Origin of the sequence: Gemmata obscuriglobus, from assembly GCF_008065095.1 — a bacterium.
Taxonomy (GTDB): domain Bacteria; phylum Planctomycetota; class Planctomycetia; order Gemmatales; family Gemmataceae; genus Gemmata; species Gemmata obscuriglobus.
In genome coordinates this window covers 7,622,999-7,646,814 of the sequence record NZ_CP042911.1, presented here as the reverse complement: position 1 = coordinate 7,646,814, position 23,816 = coordinate 7,622,999, and the positions used below count along the sequence as shown (strand labels likewise).

The following is a 23,816-nucleotide window of genomic DNA, read 5'->3' as shown; positions in this document are numbered from 1 at the left end:
GTTGGGGCGACCGGCGGTCGGCGCCGCGGTCACTAAGATGTGGGCATGGACACATCGGCTCCGCAGGACGCGCTATCTCGCCCGCTCGGGCGGCAGGTGCTCGTCCTCGCTCTGCCCGCGCTTGCACAGCAATACCTGCACCTCGTCGTGCAGCTCTCCGACCAGTTTCTCGCGGGACGATTTCAGGTATCCGATCCGGCGGCCCGGGTCGGGTACCTGTCTGCGTTGAACACGGCCGGATACCTGTACTGGTTCGTGTCGAGCTACACGGTTCTGGTCAGCGTCGGGAGCACCGCCCTTGTGGCCCGTTTCGTTGGGGCGCGGGACTTCGCACTCGCCAACCGGGCCGCCGGCCAGTCCATCGTTTTGGCCGTTGTGTTCGGCGTTGTGGGCGCGGTCGCGGCACTGGTGGGGCTGCCGGACCTGATCCGCGCCCTGAAGCTCGAGGGCGACGCGGCGCGGGTGTGCGTCGAGTTCCTGACGCCCCTGGCGGCCCTTCTCGCGTTCCAAATCACCGAGTCCGCGTGCGCCGCGTGCCTCGCGGGCGCCGGGGACACGCGCACCGGGCTGAAGGTGCTCGGGCTCGTGGCCGTGCTGAACGTGCCGTTGGCGTGGGGGCTGTGCTTCGGGTTCGGGCCGTTCCGGGGCTTCGGGTTCATCGGGATCGCACTGGGCACGGGGCTCAGTCACGTAATCGGGTGCATCACACTACTCGTCATTCTCTCGCGCGGCCGGTCGGGGCTGAAGCTGCACCTCGCCAACTTGGTTCCCGATACCGGCCTGATCCGGCGTTTGCTGTGGGTCAGCGTTCCGGCCGCGATCGACAGCCTGTCGGCCGCGTTCTGCCAGTTGTGGTTCCTCAGCATCGTGAACCGGCTCGGCGACACCGCAGCGTCCGCGCACGGGATCGCGCTGCGCTGGGAAGCCCTCGGGTTCCTCTCCGGGGCGGCGTTCGGCACCGCTGCGATGACACTGGTGGGGCAGAACCTGGGCGCCCGCACCCCGGACCGCGCCGCCCGGAGCGTGTGGGTGGCGTTCGCGATCGGCGGGGGGCTCATGTGCTGCATGGGCGTGCTGTTCGTGCTCCTGGCGGAACCGATGTTCAAGGTGTTCTGTCCGGGCGCCGACCTGCAACCCATCGTCGACACCGGCGCACCGGCGCTGCGGCTGATCGCGTGCGCGATGCCGGCTCTGGCGAGTCAGATCATTTTTACCGCCGCGCTGCGCGGGGCCGGCGACGCGCGCGTGCCGGTGCTGTTCAGTTGGCTCGGGTTCTTGGGCGTGCGGATTCCGCTGGCGTACCTGATGACCGCCCCGCAGGTGGATCTCGGCCCGCTCGGGACGGTCCGAGGTGCGGACATGGGCCTGCTGGGCGCGTGGGTCGCGATGTGCGCCGACCTGTGGCTGCGGGGGACCTTTTTCGCACTGCGGTTCGCAAGCGGAAAGTGGAAGAAGATCGAGGTGTGAGCGGCCCGGCGTGGTGCGATCGTTCTGATCGCACGGCTTCGGCTTCGTGTGGTGTTTCCGTTCGCGGTCGCGTTCCGAGGCGCCCGCGCGGCGCGGAGAAAACGCGCCAGCGACCGTGCGGCCCCGTTACCCTGAACAACCTCGCTCTTTCGCGCCCCGCGTGCTGCGATGCTCCAGCTCCCGCCGTCCGGTCAGCCTCACTACACGGTCGCGTTTTCGCCGGACGGTCGCTGGCTGGCGGCGGGTGGCCTCGGCTCTGCGGTTGACTTCTGGGACCTGCACGCGCCGTCGCTCCCATCGCGGCGGGTCGGTCCGTTTTCGGCGACGGTGATCCGGGTGCAGTTCACCCCGGCCGGTCGGCTCGTGCTGGCGACCACCGAACGAGCATTCGTTTTCGAGTTCGCGAGCGCGGGCGCCCCCCTGTCCCTCCAAGGCGACCTCCCGCGATCGAGCCGTGCGGTCTGTTCGCCCGACGGCAGTAGTCTGGCAACGGTCGGGGCGGTGGTGACCACTTGGGGCCTGCGCGGCGCGGTTCCGGTCGTGCGGCGGCGGCACAACATTTTCACAGCGAGTGACGCAGCATTTACGGGCGATTCGCGGCTTCTGGTGGCGAGCGAGGAGGGCATTACGGTGCTACCGGAATCGGGCGGCACGGGGCACCAGATTCCGGTCTCTGGGTGCCCGCACCGAATCGCGTGCTCGGCCGACGGCGACCTCGCGGCCGTTCTCGCGCTCGGCAACCTCTCGGTGTGGCACCTCCCAACTCGCGCCGCCGTGGTCGATCGGTACGCGCGCACGCACGGCGGGTGGCTGTCGGTGGCGTTCGCACCGCACGGCCGGCGCGTGGTGACCGGCGGGATCGATGGCACGGTGGCCGTGTGGGACGCGGCCGGCTCCGGTCCGCCGCTGCGCACGTTTCAGTGGGACCTCGGCCCGGTGTACGCTGTGGCGTTTGATCAGAACGGGCAGTGCGCCGCGGCGGCCGGTCGTGCCGGCGCGCTCGTTTGGGACGTGGACGACTGACCCCGATTCGCGCCGCCCCTCTGGCGCGGGGGCGCGGCGCGAGTTAAGGTTCCCGGTGGGGGAAGGGTATGCTCGTCCTGAAAACGGCTTCTGCGGAGGTGCTCGACCTGGCGTTCAGCCCGGACAGTCGCGCCGTCGCCGCCGCCGTGGACGGGGCGCACGTGTTCCTCTGGAACCTCGACTCACCCAACATTGCCCCGGTGCGTCTGGACCTGGGGGGGAAGTACCGGGCCGGGGGCCTACGGTTCTCCGCCACCGGGCGCCGGTTGGAGTGGCAACTCGCTACCGGGTACCGAGTCTACGACCGTGACGAGCGCGACGCGACCAACGAGTACCCATCGTTCCTGACCACGGCCACGGTCTGGAAGGTCGGCCCCGCCGGCGACCGGATCGTTTCGAGCCACGGGATGCCGGACCACTTTCTCGCCGGGTGGCAGTTCAAAGACGGCGACTGGGTTCGCCAGTGGGTGCTGTCCACGCGCGAGTTGTCCGTCGAGAGCGTGACCATCTCGCCGTCGGGAGACCGGTTCGCGATGCTGACCCGTCCGGCGGCCCCGGGGCGCTGGTGGGACCAGCCGATGCGCCTGGAGGTGCGCGACCTGTCCTCGTCGGCGGGCCTGAGCGACGGCACGTACCCGTACAGCTACGCGGGGAAGCTGTGGTTCCGCCCGACCGGTGCGGCGGTGGTCGGCATTCACGGAATGACGCTGCTCTCCTGGTCACTGCCCGCCGGCGGTGCCCCGCGGCTGACGCGCAACGACAACCGCAAGCACTTCACCGCCCTCGCGTACCACCCGAACGGGCGGCGCCTGTTCGTCACGAGCAACGACGAAACGGTTAACGAGTTCGATGCCGACACCCTTGACCGCACCAATCGGTACACCTGGCAACTCGACCGACTGAGTGCGATCGCGGTCAGCCCGGACGGCAGTCTCGCTGCGGCCGGTTCTGCCACCGGCGACGTGGTGGTGTGGGACCTGGAGTAGTGCGGAACGCGGAATTGAAAGTCGCAAGCCCCAGAATGGGGCGGTCATACGCGTTCAATTCCGCGTGCCGAATTACTTCTTCCGCCACACCTGATCGGCGGTGAGGCCGAGGCGGGCCATCGTGGGCTGAATCGCGGCGTAGAACCGCTTGGCGTCCACGGGGTAGCCGGCGGTCGGGGCGAGGCCCGGCACGCGCGCCGCCCAGAAGCGGTTGAACTGCCGCATACACATCTCCCGCAGGTACTTACACAGCATTGATGCGAGCGCGACCGCCACGCTGTCGCCGTCGGCACGCGGGCGGAAGACGACCGTTACGGGGCGTGACAAGTTCTCGACCCGGTAGCGGCTCTCCGCTGCGCCCTCGCGCTCCGTGACGACCCATCCGGTCGGGAGTGACGCCTGCACGATGGCCGAATAGAAGTTCCGCCCGCCCTGCTTGTCGCACAGGATGAGGAGCGGTTCGCCGTCGTCCGGGAGGGCGGCCGTCACCGACTCGATCAGGTCGATCAGCCCGCAACTCAGCACCGTGGCCTTCGAGCCGGACCCGTCCACGATCTGATTGAACCGGGGCGTCGGTACGATGCGGTAGTCCCCAGTCCAGCTTTCGTTCAGCGCCGCGCGCAGCGGTTCGGACGCGGCCCATTCGGTTTCCGCGTCGATGTGGAACGGCAGGAGGTCGTCGCCGTCGAACCAGAACTCCGCGCGCAGGTGCTCGCCCCAGAGCGGCAATTCGTCCCCGTGCCAGAGGTAGTCGTGAACGCGGGCCGGTTCGGCGCCCGAAATGGCCCACACACCGCGCTCGAGCGCTTCGAGCCCGCCGCGGGTGTACACCTTCTTGGAATCGTCGATCAGAACCCGCCCGTCGGGCTTTTCGTGCGCCCGCCGCACCACCGACTTGAGGGTGTCCCAGCCGGCCGGGTCGCTCTCGGGCAGGCGCAGCGCGATGGCGGCCTGCACCAGCGGACCGAGGTTCGGCCCGTATCCGGCCTCATCGATTCCGACCACCCAGGGCATCAGAAGAACCTTTCCACCCCTCCGAACGGTGAGGGGCTCCAAAACCATCGATCTGTTCCGCAACCAGTGGCAGAGGTGCCCTCGCGTCCCGATTCCCTCATCAAGGGCTGTGGGCTCGGTCCCCTCCCTCTTTTTAGGAGAGGGGGTTGGGGGGAGGGGTTCTTCGCGCGTATGGTAACCGCATCCGCACCCGCAGGGGACCTCGAATGCTCGCCGACAACCTCTTCCTCAAGATCATCGACAAACGCATCCCCGCGAAAATCGCCCACGAGGACGATTTGTGCCTCGCGTTTCACGACATCATGCCACAGGCGCCGGTTCACGTTCTGATCATCCCCAAGAAGGTGATCCGCACGCACGCGGACATCGCGCCCGAAGACCAGGCCCTCATCGGGCACCTGCATTTGGTCGCGGCCAAACTGGCGAATGAACTCGGGCTGGTGCAGGGGTATCGGCTCGTGATCAACTGCGACGAACACGGCGGGCAAACGGTGCCGCACCTGCACATGCACCTGCTCGGCGGGCGCGACATGACCTGGCCCCCGGGTTGAACATGAACACATCCGACCTGCAAACGGTACTGTCCGAGCGGTTCGCGGCGGTCAAGGGGCGCATCGCCGAGGCGTGCCGGCGCGCCGGGCGCACGCCCGACGGCGTTACACTTGTAGCGGTCACCAAGACGGTGTCACCGGCGGTGGCCGCGCTGGTGCCGCCGTTAGGGGTACGCGCCCTCGGCGAGAGCCGCCCGCAAGAGCTGTGGCGCAAAGCGGAGGCGGTCGCCGGCGCGGACTGGCACCTGATCGGGCACCTGCAGCGGAACAAGATCGACCGCACGGTTCCGCTGGTGTCGTTGGTTCACTCGGTCGACAGCGCGCGCGTGCTGGATGCACTGAACGCGTTCGGCCAGAAGCGCGGGGCGCCGGTCGCGGTGCTGCTCGAAGTGAATTGCAGCGGCGAAGAGAGCAAAGGGGGCTTCTCCCCGGCCGAGGTGCCCGCGCTCGGCGACACGCTCGCGGGCCTCGGCGGCGTGGACGTGCGCGGGCTAATGACCATGGCCGCCTACTCGGACGACCCCGCATCGGCGCGGCCGACGTTCGCACGGCTGCGGGAGCTGCGCGACCAGCTCCGCGCCCGCACCGGGCTGGCGCTGAACGAGCTGTCGATGGGGATGAGCAACGATTTCGAGATCGGCGTGGAGGAGGGCGCGACACTAGTTCGCGTCGGCACCACACTGTTCGAAGGTCTGGGCGAAGATAGATAGTAACCGCAAGAAATATGACAGCAGAGGATTGGCCGCAAAAAAGCACAAAGGGCACAAAAGGAAGCCGAAGACGAAAACAGCAGAAGTGTGTTGAACTCACTCATCTGCTTTGGTCTCTGGTTCCCTTTTGTGCCCTTTGTGCTTTTTTGCGGCCAATCCTCTGCTGCTTTTTGTGGCCAGCCCTCGATCTGCCTGCTTACTTCTCCTTCTTTGGCGGCTCCTTCGCCTTCTGTTCCAACAAGTACGCGAGCAGGTTATAGAACTCGCTCTCCGGGATCACGTCGGCGAAGTTGGCCGGCATCGCGGAGAGCTGCGTCTCGCGGTTCTCCGCGATGTCTTTCAGCGGGATGCGCTTTTCCTTGCCCTCCGGGTCCGCGACGACCAGCACCTCGCCGTCCGCGCGGAGCACCAGGGCCGTGATGGTGCGGTCGTCGGTCGTGGTGATTGACCGCGCCCGGAACGCCTGGTCCACGTTGCGGTTCGGGTCGAGCACGTCTTCGAGCAGGCGCTCGGCCCCGCGGACGCCGATGCCGTCCAGTTGCGGCGCGATCTTCCCTCCGGCGTCGCCGATCTTGTGGCACGCGGCACAGTGCTTGGTGAACAGCTTCGCGCCGTCCTTCGGGTCCCCCTTTGATCGCGCGAATCCGGTCGCACGGTCCTTCAACACGGCCGCGATCCGCTGGTCCGCGGGCGGGATGTTCTTGGTGAGGTCGGCGACCTGTTTGTCCCACCCGGGCAGATTCGACGACTTGAGCCGCTCCAGAATCGCCTTCTCCTGAAGGAGCCGCTGCGGGGCCTTGCCGTCCTTGACGGTCGCGAAGAGCACGCCCGTGCCCTCCTTCGTCCCGGCGAGGCTCAGGCCGATCTGCACCGCGACGCGGTACGGCACGTCCTTGAGTGCGTCACGGGCCACAGACTGCGCGTCCTTCGAGTTCGACGCCGCCAGCGCGAGCAGGCACCCGACCCGGACCGGTTCTGGCGTGGTGCCGTCGGCCAGTTGTTTGCGGATCGCTTCGACCGCGTCCGCCGGAACGTATTTCAGCAGCGTCTCGGCCGCTCCGACGCGCACCTCGTCAGGCGCTTTCGTGGAGAGCATGGTTGTGAGGGCGGCGACGGCGTCCGGCGTGAGCTTGAGCGTACCGGTGCCGACGGCGGGCAGTGCGTTTAGCACCCGCAGCCCCCACGCAACGCTCTTGGTGTCCGCGAGTGCTTTCTGTGCGTTCCGGAACAGATCGATGGTGGCCGCAGCGTTGAGCTTGGCGCCGCGAGCCTGCACCCCGCGGAACCCGGCCAGTATCGCGTCCGCGTTCGCTTGTTCTGCGAGCGCCGCGAAGAGTACCGTTTCGAACGCCTCCCCGCCGTGCCGGGTGATGTGCTCGGCCGCGGCCGGTAACCGCTCCGCCGGGAGCTTTTTCTCACACAGTTGCACGGTCAGGTACTTCGCGGCCTCGAACTGAGGGATCGCGAGGGCGACGTCGGCGTAGGTCGCGTCGTACCCGTCCGGCCACGCCTTCGGGTTGTCGCGCAGACAGTTCCGGAGTGCGATCCGCGCCGCCTGGCGCAGGAGCGTGTCGTCCGCGGGGCACTTCGCGAGCACCTCGACCAGCGGCTTGATGTGCTCGGCCTTCGCCCCCCAACCCATCCACTCCGCGGCGGCCCGGAGTGTGTGCGCGTCGGCCCTTTCCAACCGGGGCTGCTGACGCCGTGATTGCTCGCCGTTAGGGTGCTCACGGCCCCACTCGTCGTGCGCCCGCCGCGCCCGCAGGGCGTGCGAGGCCAGGAGCGACGAGTCGCGCCTGGGTTCTGCCTTTTCTGCCGCCTGCCCGTGCCGCCACGCGCGCGCCGCGTCCACCCATAGCCGGTGAACCTGATACACGTCCGAGCCGTCTGCGACGGACTTTGCGTTCACGTCGCGGGCGATGAGCTGGTTCGTTGCCGCCAGCCGCACCGCGAGGTTCGGGTGCCCGAGCAGCTTGTCGATCGCTTCGGGCTTCTCCGTCGTGAGGTCCGTGTACGCGAACTTCGGCGCCGGCGCTTTGCCGTCGGTACCTTTCCACACGATGCGCCAGATGCGCCCGCGGTCCTTGTCGCGCCGGGGGTCCTTCAGGTCCACCTCGTAGTGCCCGATGATCTTGTTGTAAAAGTCCGCGACGTACAGCGCGCCGTCCGGCCCGAGCTTGATGTCCACGGGGCGGAACCACCGGTCCGTGCTCGTCAGGAAGTCGGGCCGCTCTTGCGCCACCGGGGTCGAGCCCTTCCACACGATCTTGTCGGCGCTGATGCAGTTGCTCACCACGTCGCCGAGCAGCATCACGTCCTTGTATTCCTTCGGGAAGTGGTCAGCGTCGTACCACACGAGCCCGCACAGGCCGGTGCTCTTGTGCGGGTGCGCGGTGACGTGCGGGGTGAAGCCCAGCCCGTCGTGCGGCTTGCCGAAGCTCTCGTAGTACGCCCCGGGGACGAGTTGCGTGATGGGCTTCGAGTGGCAGTCCGCGGTGTAGAGGTTGAACCACGGGTCGACCGCCATCCCGAACGGGTTCACCTGCCCGCGGGTCCAGGTTTCGAGCCGCGAGCCGTCCGGGCGGAACCGGAACGTGTTTCCGGACTGCATCTGGATCTCGTGCCCGTCCTTGCCCCTCACCTTGCTGTCGTTGTTGAACCCGTGGCACGCGTACACCCAGCCGTCCGGCATGAGGGTGTACGAGTTGTACATGCCGTGCGTGTCGCGGAACCCGAACCCGCTGAACAGCACCTCGGACTTGTCGGCTTTGCCGTCGCCGTCGGTGTCGGTGTACTTGCGGATCTCGCCGACGCTCGACACGAGGCAACTGTTGCAGTCCGGCAGCGGCAGAATGCCGATCGGAATGTTCAGGTCACTGGCGAAGGTTTGCACCTTGCGGGCCTTGCCGGTTTCCGGGTCGAAGTCGGACAGGATGAACAGCTTGTCGGTGGCTTTCGCGTTCGCGGGCGGGAACGGGTAATGGTAGGACGATGTCACCCACATCCGGCCCTTGGCGTCGAAGGCCAGTTGCATGGGCTTCTGGATGTCGGGCTCGCTCGCGACGAGCTGGACGTCGAACCCCGGCGGCACGGTGAACTGCTTCCGCTCGTCGGCCGGCGAGAGCGGGTCGGTCGGAGCCATCAGGTGGGGCGGCAGGTTCGGCGGCTTAGGCTGCGCGACCGAGCGAGCGGGACAGGTGAGTCCCCCGAGTGCGACGAGCGCTAAGGAGAGGGCGGTCCGCATGCGCGGGCCTCCGGCGGGATGGAAGGCGGGCAAAAAAGCGAGTGCTGATTAAACCATGCCGAAGTGCGAGGGGCAACGCAGAAGCGCCGTAACCTCTCCCGCCGGTCACCGCACGTGGCGCAAACCGGTTGTGGCCGCATCACTTCGGCGCCGGGGGCGTGGACGCCCGGAACTGCTCGGCTGGCTGGCGTCCGAACGCGCGAGCTGCGAGGAGGCGCCGGCCCGCTACGCCCGCGCCGCCACCGCCGCACAGCACGCCGCACTCGTTCGGGGGCACGGGGCGAGTTGGGTTCACGTTGGCACACTCGGTCGGTGTCGGTATGATCCGGGGGATTGTACCGCCCCTCGTTCCCGGCAGGAATTCGTGATGGTCGCGGGCCTTCTGATCGGTGCGGTGCTGTGCCCGTCGGCCGACCCGGCGCCGGGCGCGATGGCCGAGGGCCGCCGCGACGCCCTCGCGCGCTACGGGGCCGCCGTGTGGAACTTGCGGCGCGAGCGGCTGCTCACCGCCGCCCGGCAGCTCGAGTCGGCGGCCAAGCAGGACCCCGGAGCGACCGCACCGCTCCGCGAGTTGGCCCGCCTCTACGCGCAGCTCGGGCGCGACCCCGACGCCATTCGGGCCGCCCGCACGGTCGTCGCCAGCGACCCGGCCGATGCCGACACCGCGGCGCTGCTCGCGCGACTGCTGTTCGACGCGGGCGAGCCGGCCGACGCGCTCGCCGCCGCGAAACTCGCGCTGGCCAGCTCGGCCCTGCCCGAGCGCCCGGATCGGGCCGTCCGCGTGTACAAAGAGATGGCCGCGCTGGGGGAGCGGGCGAAGCAATTCGACCTCGCCGAGCGCGCCCTCCGGGCGGCGCTGGCGCTCGTCGCTGACGGGCGCGCCGAGGTGGTCCGCGGCGGCGCCTTCACCCCGCGGGACGCCGACACCGAAGCGGCCGAGTGCTTCGAGCGGCTCGGGCACCTGTGCGTGAAGGCGGGGAAATTCGACCCCGCCGCCCGCGCGTTCGAGTCCGCCGCCGCGCTGTACGCCGACCCGCGCCGCGCCGGCGACGCGTTCGGCGCCGCCCGGCTCGGCTGGAACCTGTCGGGGGCGCTCCAGAAGGCCGGCCGGCCCGAGCCGGCGCTCAAGCACCTCGAAGAGTTCCTCAAGCTCAAACCGCAGGTGCCCGGACCGTACCAGCGGGCCGCGGAGTTGTTCCGCGCGGCGAACCGGCCCGACGACATCATACCAGCACTGCGCCAGCACCTCGCGCGGGACAAGGAGAACCGGGCGCTGGCGGCCGTGCTGGCCGCGGAACTGGCCGCCGACTTCCCCACCCGGCGCGAGGGGGACGAGCTGTTCCAGTCCCTCACGACGTACAGCGCCCGGCTCAACCCCGAGGTCGACCCCAAGGTCGTCGCGGTGCAGGTGAAGTCGCACCTCGACACCGGGCGGGCGCGCGACATCATCGCGGACCTGGACCGCACGTTCGTGCTGCTCGAGGACAAGGACCGGAAGAAGGAAAAGGGGCCGGCCCCGACCGACGCCGAGAAGCGGTTCGCCGCCGACAAGGCGCGGGCGGTGGCGGACGCTCTGAAGGAACAGCCGGAAGGGGTGAAGGCGCTGGTCACGGCGGCGGCGGACGACTTCAAGGCCGGCACCAAGCGGGCGTACGGCACGCACCATTTCATCGGAACGCTGGCGGCCCGGCACAACCATCTCGACCTCGCAGAGCTCCAGTTCGGTCAGGCCGCCCGCGAGGCCCCGAAGGAGGCCCAGCTCGACGCGCTGTCGGGGCTGATCGACGTGCTGTGGCGCCGCCGCCGGCCGGACAAGGTGGAGCGCGTGTGCCGCGGCGCGATGGACGCGCAGGTGCTGGAAGTGTTCTTCAACTTCCACCTGGCACTGGCGCTGGCCGAACAGGGGAAGGAAGAGGAAGCGGTCAAGGTGGCGGACCGGTGCATCCTGCAAGCGGGCGACACGGACCGGCTCACGGTGCGGCTCCGCAAGCACCGGGTGCTGGGCGCGCTGGGCCGGTGGGACGAGGCGATTAAGTACGGGGCGGCGCTGCTGGACGAGTTCGACGCCCCGGCGGACCGGCAGCGCATCCGGTACGCGCAGTCCGGGGCTTATTGGGCGGCCAAGAAGCCGCGCGAGGCGGAGGCGGTGCTGCGGGCGCTGCTGGACGACGACGCGGACGACGCGAGCGCGTGCAACGACCTGGGGTATCACCTGGCGGACCAGGGCCGCAACCTGGACGAGGCGGAGCGGCTGGTGCGGCGCGCGCTGATGCTGGACCGGATCGAACGGCGCCGGGCGGGTAGCGCCGAGCCCGAGAGCGCGGCGTACCGGGACAGCCTGGGATGGGTACTGTTCCGCCGGGGGAAGCTCGCGGAGGCGCGGGCAGAGCTGGAGGGGGCACTGGCGCTGTCGGAGGGCGCGACAGACCCGGTGGCATGGGACCACCTGGGCGACGTGCTGTTTCGCTCTGGGGACAAGGCGGGCGCGCGGGAGAAGTGGACCCGGGCACGGGAGCTGTACGAGGCGGACCTGCGGCTGTCGTCGCGGGGCCGGCGGGACGGGCGACTGGACGAGGTGAAGCGCAAACTGGCGCGCGTTCCGGAGTGAGCGGGTTCGGTGAGAACTGCCGTTCCCGCGCGGCCGCGAGTCATTAGAATGCTGTGACCGGGTCTGAAGCTCAACGGTCGAGCAGGGTGCTCATAACACCTTGGAAGTGGGTTCGACTCCCACCGGACCCACTCTTGAAAACCAAGCGATTCGCACCGAAATCAAGCGGATTACCATAGTTCCGCACCTTCAGCTTGCATGTCCGATTGTTCACTGAGACGCACCGGGAATCACGAACGGACGGCAAGCTTGCCGGCAAGCTACGAGCCCGCCGGCTTGCCCCGGCGCAGCTTCGCCACGTCCGCGGCCAGCTCGTCCGATTCCGGGCGGTGGTAGTGCTTCGCGGTGAGGTCCGGCGTCGAGTGCCGCATCAGCTTTTGCGCGCGGGGCAGACTGACGCCAGCGCGGTCCAGATCCGTCGCGAACTGGCCCCGGAGCGAGTGGAAGTCGTACACCCGGCCGTCCGGGGCGGTCGGCGGAATGCCCGCGGCCACCAGGTCGGCGCGGATGAGCCGCGCGCCGAGCAGCCACCACGCCTGGGACTCCGCGCCGCGGTTCGGCCAGACGGTCCCCTTTCCCACCGCGGCCAGGATCGGGCGGAGCGCCTCGACGACGTCCGGGCCGAGCGGCAGCACGTCGGTGGCTCGCTTCTTCGTCTTCGCGGGCCGATGAACGGTAACCGTGGCGCCGACCAAATCGAAGTGCTCGGGCTTGAGGCGGGCCAGCTCCGAGGCGCGGAGCCCCGTCGAGCAGGCCGTGAGGTAGAGCGCGTGCCGCTCCGGTCCGGTGAGCCCGTACACCTCCGCCGTGCTCGCCCGGGCGGCCGCGAGGAGCTTGTCCAGGTCGTCGGGCAAGAGCGATCGGCGGACGTGGACACGGTCGTCCGGCCCGGGGCCGCTCTTTTCGAGTCCGGACAGGTGGTCCACCGGCTCGCACTTCTCGACGACGCAGCACCAGCGCGTGAAGGACTTGGCCGCGCCGATGTAGTTCGCGGCGGTGCCGACCGAGATGCCGTCGCCCGATCGGCCGCCGCTCTCCCGCTGCGCCTCGATCCACTCCAGGACCGCCGACGGCGTCAGGTCGGCCGGCTTGGCCGCGCTCACCCCGTCGCACACGGCCTGGGCGTGCCGCCGCTGCCGGCGGGCGCCCTCGTCCGACGCGCCCCCGTGCTTCACGTGGCGGTGCCAGCGGTCCAGGAGTTCGGTGAGCGAGAGTCGGGGCCGGACGGCTTCCGGGGGCAACAGGCCCGCGTCGACGCGGGCGCTGGTGCGGACGAGCTGGGCGAGGAGCGCTTCTGAAGCCGCCTTGTCGGCGTATCCCGGAACGGTCACCTCTTTGCCCTTGGTGTGGTCGAAGTAGGTGACGTACCAGTTGGCCGATTCGAGGCGGCACCGGCCGCCCGGCAGCACGACGCCCACCTGCCACTGCTTCGACTTGCCGCGCCAGCGCACGCACGGCACGCCCTTGACCGTGACCCGCTCGGCCCCGGCGGGGATGGGCTTCGTGTACTGCTTCCTGTGAACGCGCCCCATCAGTTGCTCGCGGCGAGTGTGGCCGGCTCTTCGCGGTCGCTCATGCGGCCCGCGAGTTGCCAGTCGCCCAGCACGCGGACGCGGATCTGTTTGGTGCCCTCCGGCCCCTTGATTTTGACGACCGCCACCTTGTGCCGCCCCGAGTCGTCGACGGTGACCAGTTCGCACCGCACCGCGAGGGGCGCCGCGGGCCGTCCGGTGCGGCCCGAGTACCGCACCCGCTCTTGCTTCCCTTCGGCCAGGTGACTCGTGCCGGTGTCGTCGGTGATCACCAGCCCGCCCGTCTCGAAGTCGTCCTTCTCGCCCGGCACCCAGATCAGCTTACCGAACATGTCCTGCGCTCCCGTTCGCGGCGGCACGACATCCGCACCGCCGACGTGGGAAGCATGGGTGATGGTGGCCGCCTGTTCAAGTGGGCTATGTGTTCCGTTTTCGTTCGGAACACCCTCGTCGTCGGTAATGGTGCCCTGTTTCGGCTCGGGCCGGGGACCCATGACCCAACCGCCGTCCCCGTGCTGGTGAATGATGCCAAGCTCCTGAAGATCGCTTAGCGCGTGCTGAATACTGCTCCGGGGGGCGTCTTTCCGCTGCGTCTTGTCCGGCTCTGCGCGAGCGTACTCGGCGAGCAGCCAGGTCCGAATGGGCTTCGGCATGATCGGGTCCGGCCGGCGGTTCGGGTCGTTCCAGATCGCCACGAACGCGCGGTACACGTCCTGCACTTTATCCGATGTTCGCCGGACTTTTCGCGGCAAGCTCGGGTCGGCCCCAATGTCGTCGTTACGCCCCTTGAAAGTGATGGAGAACGGGCCGCACGTGTAGGTCTCGTCGATCTCGTCGCAACCTGACAGAGCCATTGATCGCGCAAGGTGGGGAACGAACCAGGTGCACAGGTCAAGCGGCTTGGCGTTCGGTCCGAACATCGGGCGTGTCCTTTGAGCGGGGTGTTCCGAAAGCATTTGGAACACATACGGCGGTTGGCAGAGCGCGAATCGTTGGTTAGAGTTCAGTTCGCGTGTGAACGGGTGTCGAGTCGGCCAAAGGAGTGGGACCGTGGCTGTTTCGGACAACAACGGGGACATCACAGAAGAACAGTTCCGGGCATTCGTAACCCGGTACGCGAGGCAGGTCTCACCGGATTGCCGGTTCATCCTCTTTGAGGCGTGGAGCGGCGAGTTGGGCGAGGAAGAGTCGTGCGACTACCGCACGGCGATCAAGATCAAGAGCCCTCCTCCTCTTCCATCTGAAGCTCCGCCTCAGCCCGGTTCATCCAGCCCTCAAGGTGAGTGACCACAAACCAGCCGAGCGCTCGCTTCTTCCTCCCCTGCCGACGACGGCGCTTATTGATCTTGTGAGCAATTTCGGTGAGCCGCTCCATAAACTCGAGCGGCACCTTCAGGTGCGCGGTGTACTTCGGGTCTTCGGCATCGCCACCGTCAGCTAAGGGGCTGTTCTCGTCTTCCGGTTTCGGTGGCTGAAGCGATTTCGCCACAGGCGGCTCCCTGAGCAACAGTTCAGGCACGACACGTCCCCGTTAACAAATCTAATTGGTCACTCATCCACACTTCAACTTTCTTCGCCCAGAATGGCTTGACATTACCGGGGTGAAAAGTTAACTTTTCTACTAGTGGCAAAGGAGAAGGGGTAACAAGCATGCCAACTAATGTGGCTTCCTGGCTCCCGGCGCCCGAGGCGGCGAGGCTGTTTGACATCAACTACAAGCAGCTTTGTGCCCTCGTTCACGAAGGGGTTTTCACCCGCGGCAAGTTCGGCGCGGCCAAGAAGCGGCCCCCGATCTACCTGCGAGTTGCCGAACTCGAAGCGTGGAAGCGAGGCGGCGTTCCCGCAGTCGCGCCGATCAAGGCCGCCTACGAGGCGGAGCAAATCGCACACAGCGGCGGGGGAGCGTGACCCATGTCCTCGCCCGATTTCAATGCCGTCATTGAGCGACTGGACCGGATCGAGGCCGCACTCACGCGGCTCTCGCCCGCTCCCCGCGCTACCGCCGCGCCGACCGCCAAACGCCTGACCTCGGGCCAAGCGTGCGAGACCCTGGGCGTCTGCCGCAACACGCTCCGGAAGTACGCGGCGATGGGCCTGTGTTCGGTGATCCGGCCGAGCGGCCAGCGGGGGCCGAACAAGCGGATCTACTTCCTGCCGGACGAGATCGCGGCGCTGGCCCTGGGTGAGGATGTCGCCCGCGAACACATGGCCCGGAAGAAACGCAAACCACGAAACCCCTGAGAGCACCCGTCCGGGGTCGAGTCCGCCGCGTTGGGCGACCGGCCGTGACTCCCCCGGCGGGCCAGACACACCGGGCCGGGGTGCGCGAACGGACGCGCCCCGAGCTGGGAGCGAGGTGCCAACTGCGGGTGCTCCACGGCGTCGGTCGCCGCACCCTCCACCCGCAGGCGGCGGCCCCGGCCCGGTTCGTTCACGAACCACTAAGGAGAGCGGCGATGGCACTCGGGCGAGTGAGAGCGGACCGCGGCGCCCCTGGGCGCCCCAGTCGCACCCCGGGCGCGGTCGTCCGGCTGACGCGGATGGAGACCGGGCAGGGGATCGGGTGGCTGACGCTCGACGAGGCCCGGCTGCTCCTGGGCGAACTCCAGGTGGCGGTGCGCGGGATCGAGACGGAGCAGACGGCGCAGCGCGAGGCCGAGCGGGTCCAGGAGGCGCGGTCGTGAACACGCTGCTGGTGGCCGTGCTGGTGCTGGCGATCGCCGGCGGCGCGCTGATCGACGTGCGGCTCGCGCTGTGGGTCTGGGCCGCGTGGTCCGACCACCGCGCCGAGCGCCGGGCGAGCGACCTGGTGCCGCACCTGGAGCGGGCGCACCGGCAGCTCCGCGACCAGAACGCGCGGCTGAAGGAACTGGAGACCCAGGCCGCCCAGGTGCAGCAGCACCTGTGGGGAACGAACCAGAACTGAGACACGCGCCCGCCGGGCGCTGGAGCTCCCGCCACGGACGGCGGGCGTCGGGAGGGTGATGCCGCCACCTGATTCGCGGCACCTCGAAGCGCCGGGTCGGCGCTGCCTGCTCGTGGTTGGTGCGCCCCGCCCGCACGGAGCGTTGCGGGGCGCAGAACGGGAGCTTTCTTCAACCTTCGCGGCACGGACCGGCCGCTCACCGGAGCACGCCTCGTGCAACTGTACACCGACTCGTCCGACACGCACCCCCTGGCCGAGGGCGACCTCGTGGACGTGGGGCGCGCGATCCTCTCGCAGTGCACCCCGGAGCAGCGGGCGGAGATCCTCGCGCCCGCCGGCCCGCCGCCCCACCGCCCGGCCGACGAGCGCCGCCGGTACCGGGCCGAGGAGCTGCAGGCGGCCCGCGAGGGGCGGGGCCTGTCGCGGCTGCGGGTGTGGGAGCCGGACGACGAGGCCCGGTACGACGGCCCGTACGTGCCGCTCCTGCGCGGCGGCGGCTACGTGTTCGATCCGACCGAAGGGGACTTGGTCTCCGAGACCGAACCCCTCCCGTTCGTCCCGGCCCCGGACGACGCGCAGCTCGCGTCCGCCTGACCCCGTTCCCCTTCAACCGCCAGACGGAGAGCCTCATGGTGATGCCGAACGCCGACGCACCCCAACCGGAGAGCAGCCCGCACCCTCAGAACCGCTCGACCGCCGAGCCGGCGTTCCTGGCGCTGGTCGCCACCAGCGCGAACGTGATGCACGCCCGGACGGCCGCGCTCGAGGCGTGCCGGTGCCCGCAGTGCCTGCTGCTGGCGAAGCAGGCCCGGGTGAGCGCGTTCCTGCTGAGCGAGACGCTCCGGGCCGCGGTCACCGGCGACACCACCGGCCTCGACCTGGTGCTCGCCAAGGTGAAGCAGATCGAAGCGCGGACGTGACCGGTTCGGCCGGGCGGGGCGTATCCGCTCGGTTCCGCGGGGTGGAGCAGTGGCAGCTCGGCGGGCTCATAACCCGCAGGTCGCAGGTTCGATCCCTGCCCCCGCGACTGTGTGTGTCCGTTCGTGTCCACGTCCCGAGGCCCTGTCATGGGTATCCTCTCGTCCGTCACCACGACCGCGCCGAACCTGCCGCCCCGGTTCGTCATGTACGCCCCCGAGAAGGCGGGCAAAACCAGCTTCGGCGCGCAGTGGGAGAACCCGCTGTTCCTGATGACCGCCGGTGAGACCGGGCTGCTCACCCTCATCGAATCGGGCCAGGTGGGGCCGACCGCGCACCTCCCGTCGTCCGAGGAGAACCCGACCGGGTTCCTGAAGTGGGACGACCTGACCGACGCCGTGCGGGCCGTCATCAACGAGCCGCACGACTACCGCACGCTGCTGGTCGACACGGGTAACGGGGCCGAGAACCTGCTCGCCCAGCACGTGTGCGACACGGACACCGAGTTCCTCGGCAACTGGGGCGAGTTCAACTCGTTCGGCCGCGGGGAGCGGCGGTGCGCCCCGGTCTGGGCCGGCTTCCTGAACCTGCTCGACCAGGTGCGGGTGCGGCGCCGGATGGCGGTGGTGCTGCTGTACCACTCGAAGGCCAAGCAGTTCAACAACCCGACCGGCAAGGACTACGAGCAGTGGAAGCCGGAGGGGTACGAGCGGCTCTGGGGGCTGACCCACAAGTGGGCCGACGTGATCGGGTTCTACGGGCTGCGGGTGCAGGTGAACAAGGACGATAAGGCGTACAAGGAGGAGCGGTACCTGCGGGTCCAGCCGTCCGCGGCGATCGTGGCCGGGAACCGGTACGGGCTGCCCGACGAGGTCACCAGCGCGCCGAACGCGGTGGCGCTGTACCGGGCGTTCGACGCCGAGTACCGCAAGGCCAAGGCCCGGGGCGTGACCGCCCGGAAGTGGTCGAAGGAGGAGTTCTCGGCGCTGCTGACCCGCAAGGGCAAGACGTGGCGCAACGCGCTGAGCTGGATCGACAAGTCGTTCGGCACCACCCACCTCGAGGCGAAGCCGGACTTCGCCAGCGTGTCCGCGGAGCACGTCGCGCTGTACGCCGCGTGGCTCGGGAACCAGCCCGACGCCCCGCCCCCGCCGCCGCCGGCGAGCCCGCCCCCGCCGCCCCCTCCCGGGCCGGTGCCGGCGCCCGCACCCCTGCCGGCCGCGACCGACGACGTGGAGGGTGAGGATCGCTCGGACCCTACCACGGGGGCGACGAGGACGCCTACTACGACGGCGGCCACCCCGAACGCCCCGCTGAACTCGACGACGGCAGTGGCCAAACCCACGACCCTAACGACTGACCCTGCCCCGAAACCCGCCCCGGCGTTCGGCCGCCGGTTCACCGCGCCGCCCGCTCCGGGGGCCGATGTCGCGGAGCTGCTCGCGCTCATGCACCAGCTCGACCTGTCGTGGCCGGAGGTCCGCGACCGGGCCGAGGGCAAGGGGGAGGAGATCGCGGCGGCGTGCGGGATCTACGGCACCCCCGGCCTGGTGCTGCCCGAGCTGGCGCTGTCGCTCCGCAATCGGCTCCGCACCGAGCTCGAGGTGCGGGTCGCGGAGAAGAAGTCTCGGGCGGCGAAGCGGGCGGCGAACAAGGCCGCCAGAGAGGCGGTGGCGTCGTGAGCTGTCCGACCTGCGCGCACACGATGCAGACCGTGGTCGAGGCGGTGTTCTGGTGCCCGCGCTGCGGCTCCCTGCGGCTCGGGCCGGTGGGCGCGGCGGGCACCGTCGACCTGGGAGCCCCCGCGCTCGTCACCCGCTGCCGGTCGCTCGTGGCCCGGGTGTGCGAGGACGTGGGCCGGTTCTCCGGGGCCGCCCAGTTGGTCGACACGCTGCACCGGTGCGGCGTCATCGAGTCGATCAACGCGCCCGAGGAGCGCCCGCAATGAAGCGGCTCAACCTCAGCCAGGGCTCCGCCGAGTGGCTCGCGTGGCGCCGGGAGGGGCTGGGCGGCAGCGACATCGCCGCGATCCTGGGCATCTCGCCGTACGAGGACGCGACCCGCGAGGCGGTGTTCAACGCGAAGGTCCACGGGATCGAGCGGCCGCAGAACGGGGCCATGTACCGGGGCACGGTGCTCGAGCCGCACGCCCGGGCCGCGTACATGGACCGCTGCCGGTGCAACGCCCCGCCGGTGTGCGTCGAGCGCCCCGACCTGCCGTGGGCGCGGGTCAGCCTCGACGGGCTGTGCGGGAACGGGGCCCGGATCCCGAGCCAGCTGGAGGAGTGGATCCTCGAGCTGAAGTGCCCGGGCTGGGAGACGCACGACCTGGCGCTGAACGGGATCGTCCCGGAGCACTTCGAGGTGCAGTGCCAGTGGCAGATGTTCGTGTGCGGCCTCGCCCGGTGCGACTTCGCGAGCTTCAACCCCGGGAAGCGGTTCACTCCGGGCAACGCTCTCCGGTGGAATAAGTGGTCGAACAAACCGGTGAATGATCGCCCCCCGCGCCCGGCGGAGTGGCTGGCGGTGGTGCCGGTCCCGCCCGACCCGGACCGCCAGCAGTGGATCCTGGAAGCGGCGGCGAAGTTCTGGTTCGAGGTGGTCGCGGCGCGCGCCGCATTCGATCGGGAGGCACGACGCGCATGAGCAACGAAACCACCACCACCACCGCGCCGGAGCAGTGGGCGGTCGTCGAGCTGAAGGGGCACGTGCGGCTCGCGGGCCGCCTGTCCGAGGTGGAGATGTTCGGCACCAAGATGGGCCGGCTCGACATCCCGGCGGCGGACGGGTTCACGACCAAGCTGTTCCACGGGTCGAGCGTGTACGCGATCTCGTTCGTGGACGAGGCCGCGGCCCGGGCCGTGGCGGCCGCCAACGAGCACGAGCCGGTGCGCCCGTGGGAGCTGCCGAAACAGCTGCCCGCGGCGAGCGCCAACGTGGTCGGCGCGAGCGGCGGGTCGATGCACCACCTCGACCTGGACGACGACGAGGGCGACGACGACCTGGGCGCCGACCGCCCGCTCTTCTGACCGCGTCCCGCGTTTTGCCCACCCGACTTCCGTGCCGAGGCCCGCCGTGTCGCACGCCGAGAACCCGCTCCTCGCCGCCGCCCTCGACTACGCCGGCCGCGGCTGGCGGGTGGTGCCGCTGCACGGCTGCGTCGCCGACGAGCGCCGCACCGACGGGCAGGTCGGGTGCTCGTGCGGGAACCCGGAGTGCGGCAGCCAGGGGAAGCACCCGCGGCTGAAGGCGTGGCAGAAGGAGGCGTCCGTGGACCCCGCCCAGGTGGGCACGTGGTGGGCGGCGTGGCCCGAGGCGAACGTCGGGGTGGCGCTCGGCCCGGAGTCCGGGGTCGTCGCCATCGACGTGGACACGAAGGCCGGCGAGCAGCTGGTCAAGGAGCTCGCCGGCGACGCGGTCGAGCGGACCGCGCTGTTCCGGACGGGCAAGGGGCACCGGCTCCTGTACGCGGTCCCGGCGGACCTGCCGGCGCCGCCCGCGACCCGGGCGGTGAAGCTCGGCGGGTCCGAGGCGGTGCGGTTCCAGTCCACCGGCAGCCAGTGCGTGATGCCGCCCAGCTTGCACCCGAGCGGGAACTTCTACGAGTGGGTCGAGGGGCGGGACCCGGCCGCGTGCCCCGTCGCCCCGATGCCCGACTGGCTGGTCGCCGAGATGTGCCGGCCGAACAGCCCGGAGTGGACCGACCAGGGCGCCCGCGAGGCGTTCCTCGAAGGGAAGGACTTCAACCGGGACGCGGACTGGTACCGCGACATCCTCGAGCCGGCCGGGTTCACGCCGGCCGGGCAGGCGAACGGGGTGATGCGGTTCACCCGCCCGGGCAAGCGGTCCGGGATCTCGGTGACCGTCGGGCACTACCGCGCCCGCGACGGCTCGCCCGCGCTGTACGTGTTCTCGGGCTCGATCCCGGGGCTCGACGCGGGGCGGTGCTACGACAAGTTCGGGGCGTACACGAAGCTGCACCACGGCGGCGACTTCACGAAGGCCAGCGCCGCGATCGCGCAGCAGGGGTTCGGGCGGCCGAAGCGCGAGGCCCCGGCAGCCCCGACCGGGACCGTCAAGCCGGCGGCCCCGGCGGAGTGGGAGCACTTCGTCCCGCTGGAGTCGCCGATCGACGAGGCCCCGGCGTTCCCGCTGCACGCGTTCCCGCCGGCGGTGGCCGAGCACGTGCGCGCGGTGGCCGAGTCCGTCTACTGCCCGATCGACTACCCGGCGCTCGCCACCCTGGCGGCCGCGTCGGCCGCGATCGGGGCCTCGTACGTCGCGAAGGTGAAGGCCGATTTCTTCCAGGGGGCGGGCCTGTTCTGCGCGCTGGTGGGGGACCCGAGCGCGAAGAAGAGCCCGCCCATCAAGCACGTGATCCGCCCGATGCAGAAGGAGCAGGCGGACCGGGTGGAGAAGATCCGGGACGAGTACGGGGACGAGCTGCCCGAGATGTACAAGGAGGGCGAGGGGGAGCTGTTCGTCTCGGACGTGACCGTCGAGAAGCTCGGCGAGATGCTCCAGCGCCAGCCCCGCGGGCTGCTCCTGTACAAGCCCGAACTCGTGGGCTGGCTCCTCGCCCAGAACCAGTACAAGGCGAAGGGGGTCGGGTCGGACCGGTCGTTCTTCCTGGAGGTGTACGACTCGGAGCCGATCACGGTGCACCGCAAGGGCGGGGCCGCGATCCACGTGTCCCGCCCGTCGCTCACGATGGTCGGGGCCACCCAGCCGGACGTGGTGCGCGAGTTCTTCGACCGCCGGGACGGGCTGGCCGAGCGCATCCTGTGGGCGTACCCGGCCGCGCTGCCGCCCCGGGGCGAGCGGTTCTACGAGGTGCCGTTCGCCCTGTCGAGTCAGTGGGGGCAGGTGCTGAAGAACCTGTGGTGCATGACGATGGAGCCGGCCGGCCTCGGCAAGAAGCGGCCCCGGGCGCACGTGCTGCCGCTGTCCGACGCGGGCCGCGAGGCGTGGCGGGCGTACACCGACCGGCTGGCCGCCACCATGTCGGACCCGGACTTCCCGCCGTGGATGCGGTCCGCGTACGGCAAGTTCGAGGGCTCGGCGGCCCGGCTCGCGCTGGTGCTCCAGCTGCTCGCCCTCGCCGGCTCGGACGACAGCGACCCGCCGGCGTGCATCGAGGCGCAGTGGGTGACGGCCGCGGCCGAGATGGTGTTCTACTTCGGGGCGCACGCCCGCCGGGTGCACCGCTCGTGCGGGAGTGACCCGCGGCTCGACGGGGCCAAGCGGATCCTGCTCTGGCTCCGCGACCGCCGGCAGCCCACGTTCAAGCGGGCCGAGCTGTTCGACAGCCTGCGGCGCAACCCGATGTTCCGCAAGCCCGAGGACCTGAACGCCCCGCTCCAGCTGCTGGACGCGCACAACGCGATCCGGGTGGTGCCGCCCCCGGCCGAGCGGACCGCGGGCCGGCCCCCGACGCCGGTGTACGAGGTCAGCCCGCAGGTGTTCACCTCGCCCGACGTTTCTCGGATTGTTCGGATTGATCGGGCCGGTCCGGAGCTGGAGAACGAGGCCGAATGAGTTCCGGACCCCGCCGAACTATCCGAACAATCCGAGAAACGCCCGCCCCCACGGACCCGGACCCATGCCGACGACCTACACGATCGCCGACGACGAGGTGTGCGCGCTGCTGGCCGAGGTGATGGGCTCGTGGCACCCGGACCTGCGGGACGCGGGGGTGAAGGTGGCGTGCCTGTTCGCGGCCAACGACAAGGGGCCGGCGCTCAAGCACGGCGGGTACCCGGTGCTCGCGTGCATCAAGATCGTGTCCCTCAAGGACCGGGTGACCAAGGCCCACGACGCCGAGCTCCTGATCGACGCGGGCGCCTGGAACGACCTCCGGTACGGGCAGCGGGTGGCGACGCTGGACCACGAGCTGAGCCACATCCGGCTGAAGAACTTCTGGCGGCGCCCGGTGCTGGACCGGGACAACCAGCCGACCGGGCAGACCGAGGTGGGGTGGGAGTCGGACGACCTCGGGCGGCCGGCGCTGAAGTCGGTGCCCGGGGACTGGTCGGCGGGGGACGGGTTCGCGGCGGTGGTGGCCCGGCACGGGCGGGACGCGATCGAGTTCCGCAACCTGGCGACCTGCACCCGCGAGGCCGAGGCGGCGCTCGCGGCGGGTCAGGCCGCGCTGCTCGAACGGGCCACGCGGCCCGGAGGGTCCCTCTGATGGTCGCCCCGCGCAACACCCCGATCGACGGCACCCCGTGCCCGCAGTGCAAGCGCACCCGCGACGAGCACGGCTCGTGCTGGAAGTGCTTCACCCGGCCGTGCGTGCTGTGCGGGCTGGACACCGGGAGCTGCCTGATCTCCTCGTGCATCGCGTGCCAGCGGTTCCTGCCGGACGCCCCGGAGCCCGCGCCGTGTCCGACTCCGACTCCCTGTTCGGGCTCTGGGTCCTGTGGTACCGGGCCGGCCCCCACGAGCGGTGGCGGGTCCACGGCACCGGCTGGTCCCGACCCGCTGCCCTGGTGCTGATGGACCGCGGCGGGGACTGGTTCCTGCTCGAGGAGGGCCGGGACCCGAACCGCCGCCGGCGACGCAAACGGAAGAAAGGGCCGCGATGACGACGTTCAAGGTGCACGAGCAGCACGAGGACCGCGACGACGCGATGGTGCTGGAGGCGGAAACGCCCCGGCACGCCGCCGACGAGTACGCCCGCCGGTTCATCCAGCGCGAGCTCGAGCGGTGGGGGCCGCAAGTCATCTGCCCCGACTACGTGATCCTGGTGCGCCGGCCCGGGGGCCGGCCGGCGCGCTTCGTCGCGTACCCCACGCCGGGCGGCGACGTGGCGGTCCGCACCATCCCCGATTGAAC

General features: G+C 70.0%; 26 protein-coding genes and 2 tRNA genes. 22 read left to right on the top strand and 6 right to left on the bottom strand.

The window, feature by feature from the left end; all coding sequences use genetic code 11:
• Positions 1 to 45: 45 nt before the first annotated feature.
• The 3 genes from GobsT_RS31630 to GobsT_RS31620 all read left to right on the top strand — a co-directional run bounded on the left by GobsT_RS31630 (position 46) and on the right by GobsT_RS31620 (position 3,476).
• The gene (locus GobsT_RS31630) at positions 46 to 1,467 is read left to right on the top strand and encodes an MATE family efflux transporter (RefSeq protein WP_010049435.1); all 1,422 of its coding nucleotides are present in this window, start codon (positions 46 to 48) and stop codon (positions 1,465 to 1,467) included.
• A gap of 168 nt (positions 1,468 to 1,635) precedes the next feature.
• Positions 1,636 to 2,490, top strand: a complete 855-nt coding sequence (locus tag GobsT_RS31625) for a WD40 repeat domain-containing protein (RefSeq protein WP_010049436.1) — start codon at positions 1,636 to 1,638, stop codon at positions 2,488 to 2,490.
• 68 nt (positions 2,491 to 2,558) lie between these two features.
• On the top strand, positions 2,559 to 3,476 hold the full coding sequence (locus tag GobsT_RS31620) for a WD40 repeat domain-containing protein (protein WP_010049437.1): 918 nt from the start codon (positions 2,559 to 2,561) through the stop codon (positions 3,474 to 3,476).
• A gap of 72 nt (positions 3,477 to 3,548) precedes the next feature.
• On the opposite strand, the gene GobsT_RS31615 is transcribed toward GobsT_RS31620, so the two are convergent.
• Complete coding sequence (locus GobsT_RS31615; protein ID WP_010049438.1) at positions 3,549 to 4,490, bottom strand: hypothetical protein; 942 nt, start codon at positions 4,488 to 4,490, stop codon at positions 3,549 to 3,551.
• 206 nt (positions 4,491 to 4,696) lie between these two features.
• On the opposite strand from GobsT_RS31615, the gene GobsT_RS31610 reads away from it, so the two are divergent.
• Together GobsT_RS31610 and GobsT_RS31605 are read left to right on the top strand one after the other, a co-directional pair.
• Positions 4,697 to 5,041: a histidine triad nucleotide-binding protein gene (locus GobsT_RS31610; protein WP_010049440.1), complete on the top strand. Its 345-nt coding sequence runs from the start codon at positions 4,697 to 4,699 to the stop codon at positions 5,039 to 5,041.
• 2 nt (positions 5,042 to 5,043) lie between these two features.
• Positions 5,044 to 5,751 (top strand): YggS family pyridoxal phosphate-dependent enzyme, encoded by a 708-nt coding sequence (locus GobsT_RS31605; RefSeq protein WP_010049442.1) that lies wholly within the window; start codon positions 5,044 to 5,046, stop codon positions 5,749 to 5,751.
• 196 nt (positions 5,752 to 5,947) lie between these two features.
• Here the strand turns inward: GobsT_RS31605 and GobsT_RS31600 are convergent, their stop codons facing one another.
• The gene (locus GobsT_RS31600) at positions 5,948 to 8,995 is read right to left on the bottom strand and encodes a PVC-type heme-binding CxxCH protein (RefSeq protein WP_029601128.1); all 3,048 of its coding nucleotides are present in this window, start codon (positions 8,993 to 8,995) and stop codon (positions 5,948 to 5,950) included.
• 139 nt (positions 8,996 to 9,134) lie between these two features.
• Positions 9,135 to 9,290, bottom strand: a complete 156-nt coding sequence (locus GobsT_RS38390; RefSeq protein WP_162097387.1) for a hypothetical protein — start codon at positions 9,288 to 9,290, stop codon at positions 9,135 to 9,137.
• 72 nt (positions 9,291 to 9,362) lie between these two features.
• Here GobsT_RS38390 and GobsT_RS31595 point away from each other — a divergent pair, with 72 nt between their 5' ends.
• Entirely contained in the window at positions 9,363 to 11,603 is a 2,241-nt protein-coding gene (locus tag GobsT_RS31595; RefSeq protein ID WP_010045341.1) for a tetratricopeptide repeat protein, read from the top strand.
• 59 nt (positions 11,604 to 11,662) lie between these two features.
• Positions 11,663 to 11,734 (top strand) — tRNA-Ile (locus GobsT_RS31590).
• 129 nt (positions 11,735 to 11,863) lie between these two features.
• Here the strand turns inward: GobsT_RS31590 and GobsT_RS31585 are convergent.
• The 3 genes from GobsT_RS31585 to GobsT_RS31575 all read right to left on the bottom strand — a co-directional run bounded on the left by GobsT_RS31585 (position 11,864) and on the right by GobsT_RS31575 (position 14,654).
• Positions 11,864 to 13,135: a tyrosine-type recombinase/integrase gene (locus tag GobsT_RS31585; protein WP_010045343.1), complete on the bottom strand. Its 1,272-nt coding sequence runs from the start codon at positions 13,133 to 13,135 to the stop codon at positions 11,864 to 11,866.
• Positions 13,135 to 13,989: a hypothetical protein gene (locus GobsT_RS31580; protein ID WP_148087942.1), complete on the bottom strand. Its 855-nt coding sequence runs from the start codon at positions 13,987 to 13,989 to the stop codon at positions 13,135 to 13,137. Before GobsT_RS31580 ends, GobsT_RS31585 begins: the two co-directional genes overlap by 1 nt.
• A gap of 362 nt (positions 13,990 to 14,351) precedes the next feature.
• On the bottom strand, positions 14,352 to 14,654 hold the full coding sequence (locus GobsT_RS31575; protein WP_109570739.1) for a hypothetical protein: 303 nt from the start codon (positions 14,652 to 14,654) through the stop codon (positions 14,352 to 14,354).
• A 131-nt stretch (positions 14,655 to 14,785) separates the two neighbouring features.
• On the opposite strand from GobsT_RS31575, the gene GobsT_RS31570 reads away from it, so the two are divergent.
• From GobsT_RS31570 to GobsT_RS31500, 15 genes are all read left to right on the top strand, one after another.
• The gene (locus GobsT_RS31570) at positions 14,786 to 15,043 is read left to right on the top strand and encodes a MerR family transcriptional regulator (RefSeq protein ID WP_148087941.1); all 258 of its coding nucleotides are present in this window, start codon (positions 14,786 to 14,788) and stop codon (positions 15,041 to 15,043) included.
• 3 nt (positions 15,044 to 15,046) lie between these two features.
• A complete protein-coding gene (locus GobsT_RS31565) occupies positions 15,047 to 15,376 on the top strand; it encodes a hypothetical protein (RefSeq protein WP_010045355.1) in 330 nt (109 codons plus the stop codon).
• 215 nt (positions 15,377 to 15,591) lie between these two features.
• Positions 15,592 to 15,819, top strand: coding sequence for a hypothetical protein (locus GobsT_RS31560; RefSeq protein ID WP_010045356.1), 228 nt, complete (start codon positions 15,592 to 15,594; stop codon positions 15,817 to 15,819).
• Positions 15,816 to 16,061, top strand: coding sequence for a hypothetical protein (locus tag GobsT_RS31555; protein ID WP_010045358.1), 246 nt, complete (start codon positions 15,816 to 15,818; stop codon positions 16,059 to 16,061). Before GobsT_RS31560 ends, GobsT_RS31555 begins: the two co-directional genes overlap by 4 nt.
• Positions 16,062 to 16,274: 213 nt before the next feature.
• Positions 16,275 to 16,655 carry a hypothetical protein gene (locus GobsT_RS31550; RefSeq protein ID WP_010045360.1) on the top strand — a complete coding sequence of 127 codons (381 nt, stop codon included), beginning with the start codon at positions 16,275 to 16,277 and terminating at the stop codon, positions 16,653 to 16,655.
• Between the two features lie 35 nt (positions 16,656 to 16,690).
• A complete protein-coding gene (locus tag GobsT_RS31545; protein ID WP_010045362.1) occupies positions 16,691 to 16,981 on the top strand; it encodes a hypothetical protein in 291 nt (96 codons plus the stop codon).
• Positions 16,982 to 17,016: 35 nt separating this feature from the next.
• Positions 17,017 to 17,088 (top strand) — tRNA-Met (locus GobsT_RS31540).
• A gap of 40 nt (positions 17,089 to 17,128) precedes the next feature.
• The gene (locus tag GobsT_RS31535) at positions 17,129 to 18,661 is read left to right on the top strand and encodes an AAA family ATPase (protein WP_010045364.1); all 1,533 of its coding nucleotides are present in this window, start codon (positions 17,129 to 17,131) and stop codon (positions 18,659 to 18,661) included.
• Complete coding sequence (locus GobsT_RS31530) at positions 18,658 to 18,927, top strand: hypothetical protein (RefSeq protein WP_148087940.1); 270 nt, start codon at positions 18,658 to 18,660, stop codon at positions 18,925 to 18,927. Before GobsT_RS31535 ends, GobsT_RS31530 begins: the two co-directional genes overlap by 4 nt.
• The gene (locus GobsT_RS31525) at positions 18,924 to 19,625 is read left to right on the top strand and encodes a lambda-exonuclease family protein (RefSeq protein ID WP_010045370.1); all 702 of its coding nucleotides are present in this window, start codon (positions 18,924 to 18,926) and stop codon (positions 19,623 to 19,625) included. Before GobsT_RS31530 ends, GobsT_RS31525 begins: the two co-directional genes overlap by 4 nt.
• Positions 19,622 to 20,008: a hypothetical protein gene (locus tag GobsT_RS31520; RefSeq protein ID WP_010045372.1), complete on the top strand. Its 387-nt coding sequence runs from the start codon at positions 19,622 to 19,624 to the stop codon at positions 20,006 to 20,008. Before GobsT_RS31525 ends, GobsT_RS31520 begins: the two co-directional genes overlap by 4 nt.
• Before the next feature lie 46 nt (positions 20,009 to 20,054).
• A complete protein-coding gene (locus GobsT_RS31515; protein ID WP_162542114.1) occupies positions 20,055 to 22,517 on the top strand; it encodes a DUF3987 domain-containing protein in 2,463 nt (820 codons plus the stop codon).
• 64 nt (positions 22,518 to 22,581) lie between these two features.
• Complete coding sequence (locus GobsT_RS31510; RefSeq protein WP_109570741.1) at positions 22,582 to 23,169, top strand: putative metallopeptidase; 588 nt, start codon at positions 22,582 to 22,584, stop codon at positions 23,167 to 23,169.
• A 193-nt stretch (positions 23,170 to 23,362) separates the two neighbouring features.
• Entirely contained in the window at positions 23,363 to 23,566 is a 204-nt protein-coding gene (locus tag GobsT_RS31505) for a hypothetical protein (RefSeq protein WP_010053301.1), read from the top strand.
• Complete coding sequence (locus GobsT_RS31500; protein ID WP_010053305.1) at positions 23,563 to 23,814, top strand: hypothetical protein; 252 nt, start codon at positions 23,563 to 23,565, stop codon at positions 23,812 to 23,814. Before GobsT_RS31505 ends, GobsT_RS31500 begins: the two co-directional genes overlap by 4 nt.
• Positions 23,815 to 23,816: the final 2 nt, after the last annotated feature.

Excerpts from the sequence above, each read along its gene's own strand:
- GobsT_RS31525 (WP_010045370.1), top strand. The coding sequence starts at position 18,924 with ATGAAGCGGCTCAACCTCAGCCAGGGCTCCGCCGAGTGGCTCGCGTGG.
- GobsT_RS31595 (WP_010045341.1), top strand. The coding sequence starts at position 9,363 with ATGGTCGCGGGCCTTCTGATCGGTGCGGTGCTGTGCCCGTCGGCCGAC.
- GobsT_RS31620 (WP_010049437.1), top strand. The coding sequence starts at position 2,559 with ATGCTCGTCCTGAAAACGGCTTCTGCGGAGGTGCTCGACCTGGCGTTC.
- GobsT_RS31585 (WP_010045343.1), bottom strand. The coding sequence starts at position 13,135 with ATGGGGCGCGTTCACAGGAAGCAGTACACGAAGCCCATCCCCGCCGGG.
- GobsT_RS31605 (WP_010049442.1), top strand. The coding sequence starts at position 5,044 with ATGAACACATCCGACCTGCAAACGGTACTGTCCGAGCGGTTCGCGGCG.
- GobsT_RS31600 (WP_029601128.1), bottom strand. The coding sequence starts at position 8,995 with ATGCGGACCGCCCTCTCCTTAGCGCTCGTCGCACTCGGGGGACTCACC.
- GobsT_RS31565 (WP_010045355.1), top strand. The coding sequence starts at position 15,047 with ATGTCCTCGCCCGATTTCAATGCCGTCATTGAGCGACTGGACCGGATC.
- GobsT_RS31535 (WP_010045364.1), top strand. The coding sequence starts at position 17,129 with ATGGGTATCCTCTCGTCCGTCACCACGACCGCGCCGAACCTGCCGCCC.
- GobsT_RS31510 (WP_109570741.1), top strand. The coding sequence starts at position 22,582 with ATGCCGACGACCTACACGATCGCCGACGACGAGGTGTGCGCGCTGCTG.
- GobsT_RS31630 (WP_010049435.1), top strand. The coding sequence starts at position 46 with ATGGACACATCGGCTCCGCAGGACGCGCTATCTCGCCCGCTCGGGCGG.
- GobsT_RS31615 (WP_010049438.1), bottom strand. The coding sequence starts at position 4,490 with ATGCCCTGGGTGGTCGGAATCGATGAGGCCGGATACGGGCCGAACCTC.
- GobsT_RS31560 (WP_010045356.1), top strand. The coding sequence starts at position 15,592 with ATGGCACTCGGGCGAGTGAGAGCGGACCGCGGCGCCCCTGGGCGCCCC.
- GobsT_RS31625 (WP_010049436.1), top strand. The coding sequence starts at position 1,636 with ATGCTCCAGCTCCCGCCGTCCGGTCAGCCTCACTACACGGTCGCGTTT.
- GobsT_RS31500 (WP_010053305.1), top strand. The coding sequence starts at position 23,563 with ATGACGACGTTCAAGGTGCACGAGCAGCACGAGGACCGCGACGACGCG.
- GobsT_RS31545 (WP_010045362.1), top strand. The coding sequence starts at position 16,691 with ATGGTGATGCCGAACGCCGACGCACCCCAACCGGAGAGCAGCCCGCAC.
- GobsT_RS31580 (WP_148087942.1), bottom strand. The coding sequence starts at position 13,989 with ATGGCTCTGTCAGGTTGCGACGAGATCGACGAGACCTACACGTGCGGC.
- GobsT_RS31610 (WP_010049440.1), top strand. The coding sequence starts at position 4,697 with ATGCTCGCCGACAACCTCTTCCTCAAGATCATCGACAAACGCATCCCC.
- GobsT_RS31520 (WP_010045372.1), top strand. The coding sequence starts at position 19,622 with ATGAGCAACGAAACCACCACCACCACCGCGCCGGAGCAGTGGGCGGTC.
- GobsT_RS31570 (WP_148087941.1), top strand. The coding sequence starts at position 14,786 with ATGCCAACTAATGTGGCTTCCTGGCTCCCGGCGCCCGAGGCGGCGAGG.